This window comes from Lentzea sp. NPDC020367 (assembly GCF_044387305.1).
In the GTDB taxonomy this organism is placed as follows: domain Bacteria; phylum Actinomycetota; class Actinomycetes; order Mycobacteriales; family Pseudonocardiaceae; genus Lentzea.
Window position 1 is genome coordinate 13,154 of the sequence record NZ_JBIRVV010000020.1, and the last position, 12,943, is coordinate 26,096.

Below are 12,943 nucleotides of genomic sequence, written 5' to 3' on the forward strand. Positions count from 1 at the left end.
TCAGGACACCCCGGGCGGCAGGAAGCCGTGCGCCGACAGGTCGAACCAGTTGCCCTCGGGGTCGATCGCCCGGTACTCCGCGAACGGCCGGTCCCCGCCCCGCAGAGCAGGCCGCGGTTCCAGCGTCTCCAGGAACGGAGCCACGTCCTCGACCTGGAACCCGAAGTGGTTGAAGCCGGTCGGCACGTCGCCGTCGAGCCGCTGCTGGATCAACGCCAGGTTGAGGTACCCGTCGGTGACGAAGTGGCTGCCGTCGGGATCCGTGTGGAACAACGACATCCCGAACTTCGACGTGTAGAAGTCGGCCATCTCCTTCGCGTCCTGCACGACGAACGCGATGTGCCGCAACCGTGGCCTGGTCATGACAGTCCCTTCGGGATCATGTTGTGGAACGCGGCGATCTCCCACCCGTCCTCGCGCCGCACGACGACGGCCTGCGCGTGGGTGGTGATGCCCGCCGGGGCGATGGACGACGTGACGTGCACGACCGAGACCGTGTCGGTCAACGGCCTGATCAGGCTGATCTCCGCGGTCAGCTTGGTGTCGCGGTACGGCCCCGCGAAGAGCTGGGAGTGCCCCAGAGCCACCGCGCGCCGCCCGAACAGCTCCTCACCGCGCACGGTCACGAAGTCGACGTCCTCGGCGAAGACGGACGCGAACGCGGCGCCGTCACCGACGGCCCAGCCCTGCTCCATGCGTTGCCACAACGAGTAGATCTGTTCGGTCATGAGTGGTTCGTCCTCAACGGCAGGCGCAGGCACTCGGAGTCCCATGCGGCAAGCGAGTAGTAGAGACCGCCATGGCGGCGTTCGAGGTAACAGACGACGTTCACGGGCCACCCGCTGTTGCGGAACATGTGCTCGTCCATCGGCGTCGGGCTGTCGCTCAACGGCTTGTTCCGCTCGCACTCGGGCCCGAGCCGGTGCCAGTCCGGGTGCAGGTGGATCGAGCCGAGCACGTCCAGGTCCCTGGCGTCCGCCGCGCGCGTGATCGTCAGCAGGTCGGCCGGATCCAGCCACCAGGCGCGCACCGGGTTCTCGTACGCCGTGCCGAACCGCGGCACGATCGTCGACGCGAACTCCTCGCGTGCCGAGGGGTCCGTCAGCCGCGCGTTGCGGCCGAACGCCACCTCCGACACCACGGCCTCGGTGCCGGCGGACCGGCCGAGCAGCACCGCGAAACACGGTCTCGGCTCATCCTCGGTGATGAACGAGTATTCGGCGGACGCGGCCTCCAAAAACGTTTTCACAGCGCGATCCGAAAACAGCACCGCGTCGGTGCGCGTCGGGCGCTCGGCCAATTCCATCACGTGACCGAACGTATCGAGACCGTCACGTCTCACGCGAGATAGCGAAGGGTATTGGCCCTATTACATTGAGCGATAACATCGGGCGCATGCGTCTGGAAGTGCGGCATCTCGAACTGGTCGTGGCGATCGCCGACTGCGGCAGCCTGCGCAAGGCCGCCGCCCGCCTGCACCTCACCCAGCCCGCGGTGACGACGCAGCTCAAACGCATCGAGGACCACCTGGGCGGCACGTTGTTCCTGCGCACGGCCGATGGCGTCAAGCTCACGCCGACCGGCCAGGATTTCGTGCAGGAGGCGCGCTCGATGCTCACTCAGCTCGTCACGCTCGAACGCGTAACGCGCCGTAACACGCAAAGCTCCAGCGCCCCCACCAGGCTCGCGGGAATCCCCGCCTATCACTTCGGACTACTCGTCGGCGCGTTAAAGGACAACGTCACCAGCCGCACCATCAAGGAGACGGGCACGCTCACCGCGTTGCTCACCACCGGCGAACTCGACATCGCGGTGATGCGTCAATTTCCCGGTACCCCGTTGACGCTGCCGCCGAACGTCGGACACCGCCTGCTCACCCGCGAACCGCTGTTCGCCGGCGTGCCCGAACAGCATCCCCGGGCACAGGAAGCCGAGATCGGACTCGAGGCGCTGGCCGACGACAAGTGGGTCATGCCCGAGCCCGACGACAGCGGCATGAACGCCCACTTCGCCCGTGAGTGCGCGGCCGTCGGGTTCGAGCAACGGATCGCGCACTTCAGCAGCGAGGCGCACGTCGTGCTGACGCTGATCAGGGAGTCCGGCGCGGTGTGCCCGCTCTACCCGGTCGGCGGCACCCCGCCCGGCGTTGCCCGCCTGCCGATCACCGGGAACCCGCTGGTGCGCGAGGTCGTGCTGGCCTGGCGCACGGACGCGCCGGTCGCCGAGGAGATCGACGACCTGTGCGAACAGGTCGCCACGGGATATCTGAAGCTGGTCGAGGAGAGCGAGGTCTACGCGCGCTGGTGGCGTGCGGGAGGAGAGGCGTTCGCCCTCAGTCCTTAGTGCCGCCGCCGTTGTTCGGACGCACGATGATGACGACCCGGTCGTCCGACGAGACGGGCTGGCCACCGTTCTTGTTGACCGTGCCGACCAGCGACGCCGACTCGTTCAGCATCTCCATCGGGCCGAGCAGGCCGAAGCCGTCCTCCGCCATCGCGACCTCCGGCTTCCCGGTGAAGGCACCGGCGGAGTTCATCGACAACGACTGGTAGCCGGGCGTCTTGGACGTCGCCACGGACAGCTGGTCCGAGAACGACGAGCAGCCCATCACACCGGGCCGGTCCGGCCACGCCCACGCGACCTCGCCGAGCTTGCCGGGGACGACGCGGTAGACGACGTCGCCGCTGGTGGCCCAGTCCGTCACCCAGATCTTCGAGGTGTCGGCCGAGACGCACAGACCGCCGGGCAGCCGCAGCCCGGACGAGACGACCGTGCTGCCGGCCGTCGGGTTGCCCTGGGCCGGCTGGCCGGAGCCGTCGATCCGCAGCACCTTGCCCGCCAGCGAGTTCGGGTCGGCGGCCAGCGCGGGGTTCCCGGCGTCACCGGTCGCGACGAGGATCGCGCCCTTGCGGTCGCTCGCCAGCACACCGCGGTTGCCGGAAGGCCCCTTGGGGATGCCGGTGAGGATCGGCTTGGGCGTGTCGCCGGGCGCGATGCGCAGCACCCGGTTGTCCGTCGCGGTGGTCACGTAGACGTACGCGAGCTGGTCCTCGGCGAACGTCGCCGACAACGCGAGCCCCGTCAGCCCGCCGTCGGTCGACGCGTCGACCTCCAGCTGGGCGATCACGACGGGGTCGACGTCCTTGGTGACCTTGACCAGGCGCCCGCCACGTTCGGTCGCGTACGCCGCGACGCCGCCCTGGGCGTCGGCGCCGATCGGGGCGACCCCCGTGACGGTGTTGAGGCACGTGGCCACGACGGCGGGGTGGTAGTCCTTGCAGCCCTGCGGCGGCGGCACGCTCTGCGGCGCCGGGTTGCGGCCGGGATCGCCCGGCGTCGGGCGGTACTCGCCCGGCAGCTCGGGCTTCGGGCCTGCCTGCGGGGTCAGCTGTGGCTGGGCGCTCCACTGGGTGGGCGCCGGCTCGTCGGGAAAACTCGCACAGCCCCCTGCCAGCAGGCAGACGGCGGTCAGCAACGCGACGGAACGAACCACGGCTCCCAGGTTAGGTGCGCGACCGTGAGCCCGAAGTGAACGCCTCGGAAGTGGCGAAGTCGACCGACCGCACCCGGTCGAGCAGGAGATCGAGTTCGGCGGCCACCACCTCGGGCGCCTCCAGCGGCAGGTAATGGCTGCACGGAAGCACGCGCAGCCGCGCCTGGGGCAGCGCGCCGACGGGTCCGGACATGCTCTCCGTCGTCGCCAGCAGGTCGTCGCGACCGGCCAGCAGTGTGACGGGGCACACGATCGGGGCGAGGTCCTGGCGCGGTGTCTCGCCCAGCGCGAGCGCCAGCGTGAAGTACCAGCGCCAGTCGTGCTGCAGGAACCGGCTCACCGCGTGCGTTACGGCCTTCGGGTCGCTGCTCGGCTTGATCACGCCGCTGTGCCGCAACAGGAACGTCGTCGCGTCCGTCACCGGGAGGCGGTGCAGCACCTTGTCCAGCACCGGACCGGCCTGCTGCAGCAGCTTCGCGCTGGTGAGCCCGACGAGCCGCCGGACGTTCTTGGGGACCAGCGGCAGCATGGCGTCGAACGAGTCGCCCGGCGCGCCCGCGACGAGCAGCAGGCCCGCCACGCGTTCCGGATGACGCAACGCCAGCTCGGCCGCGATCGTCACGCCCATCGACCAGCCCATGACGACGCACCGTTCGATGCCCGCGTCGTCCAGCACGGCGAGCGCGTCCGACACGTGGTCGTCCAGCGAGATGCTGCGCTCGTCGACCGGCCGGTCGGAGCCCATCGTGCCGCGCATGTACCAGCTGAGCAGGCCGCCGCGGTCGGTCAGCGACGGCCACGACTCGGGTCCGGAGCCCACGCCGGGGCACAGCAGCACCGGTGTTCCCTCACCCGGTCCCTGCCACGCTCGGATCTTCGTGCCGTCCCACGCGATGACGTCGTGCTCCCGCATGACAGACATTCTGACGTACTTTGCTCTGGTGACGCTCACCGTGCTCGTGCCAGATGATTTCGGAGTTCAAGCGCTGTCCCAGGTGGACGGTGTCCGGCCGGTTCGTTACGTGCCGGGGGAGCCGTTGCCGTCCGACGCGCTGAACGCCGAGGTCCTGGTGCCCAGGTTCCTCGCGGGCACCGACCCGCGCGAGGTGTTCGCGCAGTTGCCGAACCTCAAACTCGTGCAGTTGCTCAGCGCCGGCGCCGAGAACTTCGTCGGCAAGGTGCCGGAAGGTGTGATGCTTTCCACGTGCCGGGGCGCGCACGGCGGCAGCACCGCGGAGTGGGCCATCGGCGCGTTGCTCGCGATATACCGAGACTTCCTCGTTTTCGAACGGGCTCGCGCCGAGGGCCGCTGGGACTACCACCTCACGGACACCTTGCAGGACAAGAAGGTCCTGATCGTCGGCGCCGGCGACCTGGGTGAGCAGCTTCGGAAGCGGCTCGAACCGTTCGACGCCACGGCGACGATGGTCGGCCGTACCGCTCGCGAGGGAGTGCACGGTCAGGACGAGCTGCCGTCGTTGCTGCCGGAGTTCGACGCGGTCGTGATCTTCACGCCGATGACCGAGGAGACCCGCCACCTCGTCGACGCCAAGTTCCTGGCCGCGATGAAGGACAACGCGATCCTGGTCAACGGCGCGCGCGGCCCCGTCGTGGACACGGACGCATTGCTCGCCGAACTGAATTCCGGGCGACTGCGCGCAGCCCTCGACGTGACCGACCCCGAACCCCTGCCGGCCGATCATCCACTGTGGACCGCACCGGGCCTGCTGCTGACCCCGCACGTGGCCGGATCCTGCACGGGGCATGCACAACGCGCCTACGCGATCGCCGCCTCGGAAATCTCCAGGTACGGTGCAGGAGAGCGCCCTCGCAACCTCGTGAACGGCTTGTACTAGGAGTGCACTAGTCCGTCCGGGTGAACCTGAGCTGCCGTTCGGCTCTCGCGCGCCCGCACGAGGTCTCCTAGCGTGCGGGCGTGGCTACTCACGACAAAGGCTCGACGAGTTCGAGCGCTTTCTCCGACGACTCGTTCTATTCGAGCAGCGGAGGGGGAGTGCACCACTTCGACGACGGGACGGCCAGAGTCGACGGAGACACCGTCCAGTCGTACGACTCGTCGACGAAGGCGTTCGACAACTCGGGCTACACGCCGCTGGAGACGTCCACTGTGGACGACCGGGACGACGACATCTTCGGCGACGACCGCAAGAAGTTCGGCTGGACGGCCGGACCCGACATCGGCCTGCTCGGCCTGCGCGCGGTGCTCGGCGGCATCTTCGTGCTGCACGGCCTGCAGAAGGTCTTCGGGCTCTTCGGCGGCCCCGGCATCAACGGCTTCGCGCAGTCGCTGGAGAAGATGGGCTACCGCGAGTCCGTGGTCCTCGCCTGGGTCACCGGCGTCACCGAACTGGCCGGCGGTGGCCTGCTCGTGCTCGGCCTCTTCACGCCGCTTGCCGCGGCGGGCCTGCTCGCGGTGATGGCCAACGTCATCGCGCTCCAGTACAAGGGCGGCTTCTTCGGCCCCAACGGCGTGGAGCTCGAACTGGCGCTCGCGGGCATGGCGTTCGCGGCACTGTTCGCCGGACCCGGCCGGGCCGCGCTCGACTACAACCGCAGCTGGTTCCGCCACCCGCTGGCGGCCGGTTTCATCGCACTCCTGCTCGGAGCGGGTGGCGCGGCGGTCACGTTCTTCGTCTTCCGGTAAGAACAGCCCTGTGCGGAAGAACCTGACGGGAGCTGTGCTCCAGATCGCCCTGCTGGTGATCGGGATTCCGGTCGTCTACCTGGTGGCGTTCCCGTTCGGTCTCACCGCTAAATCCCTGCTACCGCCGCTGGGGCTGCTCGCGGGCCTCATCGTCAGCGGTGTCCTGGTCAAGAGAACGAACCAGCCCGTCAGCGGTCCGCTGACGGGCTGGCTGGTCTTCGGCGCCTGCCTGGCGTTGTCGTTCGCCGTTTGACTTTGTATTGGCACGTTTTCTCCTTCAAGCCGCCCGTCGTGAACGCCGACATCTCGGTGAAAGACGGCAAGGCGAGGGGATTCCGTGGCGACGGACGGCGACATAAAGATCGAGGTGACACGCCCGGTCGAACTGGGCGAGGTCGTCAGACTCATCGCGGAGGCGAAGGACGGACCGGTGCCGCCTCGGCTGCGGCGACTCGTCGAGATCGTGGGCGAGGACGCGGGTCCGGACGAGCTGGCCGCGCGCGCCGCGAAGGACGCGGAGTTCACCGAGCTGCTGCGCGAGGTTCTCCGCGAGTCGCGCAAGAACAACAAGAGGAAGACGACGATCGTGGTCGTCGCGGTGCTGGTCACGGCCGGGAGCGCCGGCCTGTTCACGCTCCTGCCCGGCCGCGATCCCGGGCGGGGACCGGACGGCACGAAGCCGGCCGCCGTCGCACCGCAGTCACCGAGCAGTGAGTCTGGTGTGCCGACGGGCAGCAACGCACAGCTGTTGCCGCCGCCTCTCGTGCCTTCGTCGCCACTCACCCTGCCGCCCAGGACGTCCACCTCGCCGGCGGCGAAGACGCCGGGACCCGCGTCCCCGCTGGCGGCGACGATGTCCCAGACTCGCGGACTTCCAGGCACGTCGGTGAACTTCTACGGAACGGGTTACAACGCTTGTCCTGGACGTCGCACGGTCAACGTCCTGTGGGACGGCGGTGTCGTCGAGTCCGCCGTGCCGATCGAGCAGGACGGCAGGTTCGGTGTGCGGGTCACGGTGCCCGAGAACTCGTCGACCGGCGACCACCAGCTCTCCGGGCAGTGCACCGACGACGCGGCTCTGACCGGGCAGGCGACCTTCACCGTGTCCCCGCCGCTCGTCGTCACGGCGAGCCCGAACAAGCTGCGATCAGGTCAGGTGCTCAGTGTGCGCGGCACCAACTACGACGGATGTCCCGACTACGGCAGCGGCTCGGTGAACGTGAGCATCAGCGCGATGGGGCTCAACACCACCGCGTCGATCAAGGCGGACGGCACGTTCGACGCGCAGTTCACGATTCCGCAGGGCGCCGGGCCGAACGACTACGACGTGGTCGGGCAGTGCCAGGACGGCGGCCAGTGGGCGCGCGGGATCTTCACCGTGCTGCCCTGACCCGGAAGTCAGGGCAGCACAGGCGTTCTTTAGAGGTCCGGGTTGCGCACGGCACCGGTCGACGCGTCGGTCGCCATCCGCGCGTAGGCCCGCAGCGCCGCCGTCACCGGACGGATCCGGTCCACCGGCTGCCACGGACGCTCGGAGGCCTCCATCTTGGCGCGGCGCTCGGCCAGCACGTCGGCGTCCACCAGCAGTTCGAGGCGCCGCTCGTGCACGTCGATCAGGATCCGGTCGCCGTTCTGGACGAGACCGATCGTGCCGCCGCCCGCCGCCTCCGGCGAGATGTGGCCGATCGACAGGCCCGACGAACCGCCGGAGAACCGGCCGTCCGTGATCAGCGCGCACTTCTTGCCCAGGCCGGAACCCTTGAGGAACGCCGTCGGGTGCAGCATCTCCTGCATGCCGGGGCCGCCGGAGGGGCCCTCGTAGCGCACGACCAGGACCTCGCCCGGCTGGATCTCCTTGTTCAGGATCGCCGAGACGGCCTGCTCCTGGGACTCGACGACGCGTGCCGGGCCCTCGAAGTGCCACAGCTCCTCGTCGATGCCCGCGGACTTGATGATCGCGCCGCGCTCGGCCAGGTTGCCGCGCAGCACGTTCAGGCCGCCGTCACGGGTGTAGGCGTGCTCGTCGTCCCGGATGCAGCCGCCGGCCGCGTCGGTGTCCAAAGAGGACCAGCGGTTCGACGTCGAGAACGCCTCGGTCGTGCGGACGCCGCCGGGAGCGGCGTGGAACAGTTCCAAAGCCTCCGCGGACGGGTTCTCCGCGCGGATGTCCCACTTGCCGAGCCACTCCGCGAGCGTCGGCGTGTGCACCGACGTGACGTCGTCGTTCAGCAGGCCGGCGCGGTAGAGCTCGCCCAGCAGCGCGGGGATTCCGCCCGCCCGGTGCACGTCCTCCATGTGGTAGTCGGAGTTCGGTGACACCTTCGACAGGCACGGCACGCGGCGGGACAGGTCGTCGATGTCCTGCAGCGTGAAGTCGATCTCGCCCTCCTGCGCGGCGGCGAGGATGTGCAGCACGGTGTTCGTCGAGCCGCCCATGGCCATGTCGAGCGCCATCGCGTTCTCGAACGCCTTGCGGTTCGCGATCGTCCGCGGCAGCGCCGTCTCGTCGTCCTCGCCGTACCAGCGACGGCACAGCTCCACGACCACGCGACCGGCCTCGGAGAACAGCTCGCGGCGCGCGGCGTGCGTGGCCAGCGTCGAACCGTTGCCCGGCAGCGACAGGCCGAGGGCCTCGGTGAGGCAGTTCATGGAGTTCGCGGTGAACATGCCGGAGCACGAACCGCAGGTCGGGCACGCGGAGCGCTCGACCTCGGACAGCCCGTCCTCGCTCACGGCGGGGGAGGCGGACGCGGAGATCGCGGTGATCAGGTCCGTCGGCGCGACGGCGACGCCCTCGACGACGACGGCCTTGCCGGCCTCCATCGGGCCGCCGGACACGAACACGACGGGGATGTTGAGCCGCATCGCCGCGTTGAGCATGCCGGGCGTGATCTTGTCGCAGTTGGAGATGCAGACGATCGCGTCGGCCTGGTGGGCGTTGACCATGTACTCGACGGAGTCGGCGATGATCTCGCGGCTGGGCAGCGAGTAGAGCATCCCGCTGTGCCCCATGGCGATGCCGTCGTCGACGGCGATGGTGTGGAACTCGCGTGCGACACCGCCCGCCTCGCGCACCGCCTCGGCCACGATGTCCCCGAGATCGCGCAGGTGCACGTGGCCCGGCACGAACTGCGTGTAGGAGTTGGCGATCGCGATGATCGGCTTGCCGAAGTCGCTGTCGGTCATGCCGGTCGCGCGCCAGAGGGCGCGGGCTCCTGCGGCGTTGCGACCGTGCGTGGTGGTGCGAGAGCGGAGCTGAGGCACTGCTCCTCCAGATTCAGTTCAAGAAAAAGGCGCGCGGGACGCGGGGGTGAGGCGTCCATCAGTCTGGGAGCGGTGCCTCAAAGGTTACTTGTGCGCAGACTCGCCGAGACCAGCAGAGCGGCCAGTGCGAGCGTGATCACGTGCACGACGGTGCACCACAGGCAGATCTTGCCGATGATCAGGAACTCGGCCGCCACCAGGTAGACGACCATCAGCACGCCTGCGCCGACCGCCCCGAGACGCATCCATTTCAGTGCGTCGATCCGCCACGCGAACGGGAGGCAGATCACGGTCAGGAACGCGAAGAAGGCCAGGCCGAGGAACGCCACGGGGATGCCCAGGAGCTCGGACTGCTCGCTCGTGGTCACGGTCTCGCAGTCGATGACCGCGTCCGCCGAGCACAGCAGCGCGTTCGCGTTGAAGTGCGTGTACGTCAGATAAGCCGAGGTCAGCAGGCCCGCGACGGACAGCAGCAGGCTCAGCAGCGGAACTCGTTTGATCACTTCTCCGACTCTACGACCTCATCCGCGACTTCCTCGGGAGCCACTTCCTCCTCGACGACTTCTTCCTTGACCGTCGGGTCGGGCACGCGGCCACCGCTGACCAGCGACAGCGCCGGCAGGTGCATGAACCGCACCGCGGGCAGCGTCACCTCGGACGCGTCCTCCTTGACCGCCCGCAGCCAGCCCTTCTGGACCAGCCGGATCGACTTCACCTCGGACCACTTCAGCGTCGTCGTGCCGAACACGCCGCGGGCGACGAGCTCGTCCTCGGTGACCGTCGTGCGGTTGCGGACGACCCAGTACGCGTAGCCGAGCGGGAGAACGTAGAGCGCTTGCAGTCCCGGAGCGAGCCACGCCACAGGGGTGACGCAGATGGCGATCAAACCCGCTGCGAGCAGGGCCGTTGCCGGGATGCGAAAGACCAGCTTCTTCACTCGGACGATTGTTCCACGTCCACGATCCGGGAATTCCATCTCGCAGAGTTGACGCACTCTTGCGCCAGGCGATAACGTCCGCTTCATGCAGCGCACGCTCGTTCTCGTACTTCTCAGGCGCGTCGACGCCTGAGCCGAACAGCCTGCGTCGACGCGCGACCCTCGCACGACCCAACTTCGGGTTGTCGAGGGTTTTTTCGTGTCCGGACCCCGATACCCACGAGGCAAACCAATGACCAGCGCACCATCGCGACAGGCTTCCGAGCCCTCGTCGCCACGTCCAGGTCCGCGGCCCAAACCGGCTCCGCCCACCGGCGCGCCGATTCGAGTGACCGGGGCCCAGTCCCTCGTCCGCTCGCTTGAGGCGGTCGGGTGTGAAGTGGTGTTCGGCATTCCCGGCGGGACGATCCTTCCCGCGTACGACCCGCTGCTCGACTCCACGAAGGTCCGGCACATCCTCGTCCGCCACGAGCAGGGCGCAGGGCACGCGGCGACCGGATACGCGCAGGCCACCGGCAAGGTCGGGGTCTGCATGGCGACCTCGGGACCGGGTGCGACCAACCTCGTCACCCCCATCGCGGACGCGAACATGGACTCCGTCCCCATCGTCGCGATCACCGGCCAGCAGTCGCGGCCGCTCATCGGCACGGACGCCTTCCAGGAGGCGGACATCTGCGGCATCACGATGCCGATCACCAAGCACAACGTCCTCGTGACCGACCCGGCGGACATCCCGCGGGCGATCGCGGAGGCGTTCCACATCGCGTCGACCGGCCGACCCGGCCCGGTCCTCGTCGACATCCCGAAGGACGTGCTGCAGGAGCAGACCAGCTTCTCGTGGCCGCCCGAGATGCGCCTGCCCGGTTACCGGCCGACGACCCGGCCGCACGGCAAGCAGGTCCGCGAAGCCGCCAAGCTGATCGTGGCCGCCCACAAGCCCGTTCTGTACGTCGGCGGCGGTGTCATCAAGGCCGACGCACACGCCGAACTGCTGCGCCTCGCCGAGGAGAGCGGCATCCCGGTCGTCACGACCCTGATGGCGCGCGGCGCGTTCCCGGACTCGCACGAGCAGCACATGGGCATGCCCGGCATGCACGGCACCGTCGCGGCCGTCGCGGCGATGCAGAAGTCGGACCTGCTGATCGCGCTGGGCGCCCGCTTCGACGACCGCGTCACCGGCCAGCTGAACTCGTTCGCGCCGGACGCGAAGATCATCCACGCGGACATCGACCCGGCCGAGATCTCCAAGAACCGCCGCGCGGACGTCCCGATCGTGGGCGACTGCAAGGAGATCATCACCGAGCTGATCGACGCGCTGCGCACCGAGCGCGAGACCGCGACGAAGGTCGACCTCGCGCCGTGGTGGGCGACGCTGAACTCGATCCGCGAGACGTTCCCCCTGGGCTACGACTGGCCGGAGGACGGCACGCTGTCGCCGCAGTACGTCATCGAGCGGATCGGCAAGCTCTCGCCGGCCGACACGATCTACACGGCGGGCGTCGGCCAGCACCAGATGTGGGCCGCGCAGTTCGTCAAGTACGAGCACCCGCGCACGTGGATCAACTCCGGCGGCCTCGGCACGATGGGCTTCGCCGTTCCCGCCGCGATGGGCATCAAGGCCGGTGAGCCGGGCCGCACGGTGTGGGCCATCGACGGCGACGGCTGCTTCCAGATGACCAACCAGGAGCTCGCCACCTGCGCCATCGAGGGCCTGCCGGTGAAGATCGCCGTGATCAACAACGGCAACCTGGGCATGGTCCGCCAGTGGCAGACGCTGTTCTACGGCGAGCGGTACTCCAACACGGATCTGGGGACGCACAAGCACCGCATCCCAGACTTCAAGCTTCTGGCGGAAGCCCTCGGTTGTGCGGGCCTGCGCGCCGAGTCGCGCGAGGAGGTGGACGAGGTGATCGGAAAGGCGTTGGAGATCAACGACCGCCCGGTCGTCGTCGACTTCGTCGTCGGCAAGGACGCCCAGGTGTGGCCCATGGTCGCGGCGGGCACCGGCAACTCCGAGATCATGGCCGCCCGCGGCATCCGCCCCCTGTTCGATGAGGACCTGTGATGACCAGGCACACGCTGAGCGTTTTGGTCGAGGACAAGCCCGGTGTGCTCGCACGCGTCGCCGGCCTGTTCTCCCGCCGCGGCTTCAACATCGAGTCGCTCGCGGTCGGCCGCACCGAGTACCCCGACATCTCGCGCATGACGATCGTGGTGTCGGTCGACGAGCTGCCGCTGGAGCAGGTGACCAAGCAGCTCAACAAGCTCATCAACGTCATCAAGATCGTGGAGCTGGAGCCGAGCGCTTCCGTTCAGCGACAGCTGGTGTTGATCAAGGTTCGCGCGGACGCGACAGTGCGGTCGCAGGTCCTCGAGACCGTTCAGCTCTTCCGCGCGAAGGTCGTCGACGTCTCCCCGGAGGCCGTCACCATCGAGGCCACCGGCACGTCTGAAAAACTCGACGCGTTGCTGCGCATGCTGGAGCCCTACGGGCTTCGCGAGATCGTCCAGTCCGGCATGGTCGCCATCGGCCGTGGCGCTCGTTCCATCACCGCCACCGCGGTTCGATAGAAACTAGAAAGTA

At 68.7% G+C, this 12,943-nt stretch carries 15 protein-coding genes; 7 read left to right on the top strand and 8 right to left on the bottom strand.

What is annotated here, in order from left to right:
- The 3 genes from ACH413_RS42855 to ACH413_RS42865 are packed head-to-tail and all read right to left on the bottom strand — an operon-like array spanning position 1 to position 1,249.
- Positions 1-363, bottom strand: a complete 363-nt coding sequence (locus tag ACH413_RS42855; RefSeq protein WP_360049085.1) for a VOC family protein — start codon at positions 361-363, stop codon at positions 1-3.
- Entirely contained in the window at positions 360-728 is a 369-nt protein-coding gene (locus ACH413_RS42860) for an SgcJ/EcaC family oxidoreductase (RefSeq protein WP_360049087.1), read from the bottom strand. The genes ACH413_RS42855 and ACH413_RS42860 overlap by 4 nt, the downstream gene beginning before the upstream one ends.
- Positions 725-1,249 carry a hypothetical protein gene (locus tag ACH413_RS42865; protein WP_360049089.1) on the bottom strand — a complete coding sequence of 175 codons (525 nt, stop codon included), beginning with the start codon at positions 1,247-1,249 and terminating at the stop codon, positions 725-727. Before ACH413_RS42865 ends, ACH413_RS42860 begins: the two co-directional genes overlap by 4 nt.
- Positions 1,250-1,395: 146 nt before the next feature.
- Between ACH413_RS42865 and ACH413_RS42870 the strand changes: the two genes are divergently transcribed.
- Complete coding sequence (locus tag ACH413_RS42870; RefSeq protein ID WP_360049091.1) at positions 1,396-2,343, top strand: LysR family transcriptional regulator; 948 nt, start codon at positions 1,396-1,398, stop codon at positions 2,341-2,343.
- Here ACH413_RS42870 and ACH413_RS42875 read toward each other — a convergent pair.
- Entirely contained in the window at positions 2,333-3,493 is a 1,161-nt protein-coding gene (locus ACH413_RS42875) for a PQQ-dependent sugar dehydrogenase (RefSeq protein ID WP_360049093.1), read from the bottom strand. The genes ACH413_RS42870 and ACH413_RS42875 overlap by 11 nt on opposite strands.
- 10 nt (positions 3,494-3,503) lie before the next feature.
- A complete protein-coding gene (locus tag ACH413_RS42880; protein ID WP_360049095.1) occupies positions 3,504-4,406 on the bottom strand; it encodes an alpha/beta hydrolase in 903 nt (300 codons plus the stop codon).
- Here ACH413_RS42880 and ACH413_RS42885 point away from each other — a divergent pair.
- The 4 genes from ACH413_RS42885 to ACH413_RS42900 all read left to right on the top strand — a co-directional run bounded on the left by ACH413_RS42885 (position 4,405) and on the right by ACH413_RS42900 (position 7,548).
- A complete protein-coding gene (locus ACH413_RS42885; RefSeq protein WP_360049097.1) occupies positions 4,405-5,349 on the top strand; it encodes a 2-hydroxyacid dehydrogenase in 945 nt (314 codons plus the stop codon). The genes ACH413_RS42880 and ACH413_RS42885 overlap by 2 nt on opposite strands.
- An 80-nt stretch (positions 5,350-5,429) precedes the next feature.
- Positions 5,430-6,158 (top strand): DoxX family protein, encoded by a 729-nt coding sequence (locus ACH413_RS42890; RefSeq protein WP_360049098.1) that lies wholly within the window; start codon positions 5,430-5,432, stop codon positions 6,156-6,158.
- A gap of 10 nt (positions 6,159-6,168) precedes the next feature.
- Positions 6,169-6,411, top strand: a complete 243-nt coding sequence (locus ACH413_RS42895) for a hypothetical protein (RefSeq protein WP_360049100.1) — start codon at positions 6,169-6,171, stop codon at positions 6,409-6,411.
- A gap of 84 nt (positions 6,412-6,495) precedes the next feature.
- Positions 6,496-7,548, top strand: a complete 1,053-nt coding sequence (locus ACH413_RS42900) for a hypothetical protein (RefSeq protein ID WP_360049101.1) — start codon at positions 6,496-6,498, stop codon at positions 7,546-7,548.
- A gap of 29 nt (positions 7,549-7,577) precedes the next feature.
- Here ACH413_RS42900 and ilvD read toward each other — a convergent pair whose 3' ends face one another.
- The 3 genes from ilvD to ACH413_RS42915 form a co-directional block, all read right to left on the bottom strand.
- The gene (gene ilvD / locus ACH413_RS42905) at positions 7,578-9,422 is read right to left on the bottom strand and encodes a dihydroxy-acid dehydratase (protein WP_360049103.1); all 1,845 of its coding nucleotides are present in this window, start codon (positions 9,420-9,422) and stop codon (positions 7,578-7,580) included.
- 77 nt (positions 9,423-9,499) lie between these two features.
- Complete coding sequence (locus ACH413_RS42910) at positions 9,500-9,925, bottom strand: vitamin K epoxide reductase family protein (RefSeq protein ID WP_360049104.1); 426 nt, start codon at positions 9,923-9,925, stop codon at positions 9,500-9,502.
- On the bottom strand, positions 9,922-10,359 hold the full coding sequence (locus tag ACH413_RS42915) for a PH domain-containing protein (RefSeq protein ID WP_360049106.1): 438 nt from the start codon (positions 10,357-10,359) through the stop codon (positions 9,922-9,924). The genes ACH413_RS42910 and ACH413_RS42915 overlap by 4 nt, the downstream gene beginning before the upstream one ends.
- Positions 10,360-10,591: 232 nt before the next feature.
- On the opposite strand from ACH413_RS42915, the gene ACH413_RS42920 reads away from it, so the two are divergent.
- Together ACH413_RS42920 and ilvN are read left to right on the top strand one after the other, a co-directional pair.
- Positions 10,592-12,424, top strand: a complete 1,833-nt coding sequence (locus ACH413_RS42920; protein WP_360049108.1) for an acetolactate synthase large subunit — start codon at positions 10,592-10,594, stop codon at positions 12,422-12,424.
- A complete protein-coding gene (gene ilvN / locus ACH413_RS42925; protein ID WP_030479767.1) occupies positions 12,424-12,930 on the top strand; it encodes an acetolactate synthase small subunit in 507 nt (168 codons plus the stop codon). The genes ACH413_RS42920 and ilvN overlap by 1 nt, the downstream gene beginning before the upstream one ends.
- The last annotated feature ends 13 nt before the right edge of the window (positions 12,931-12,943 follow it).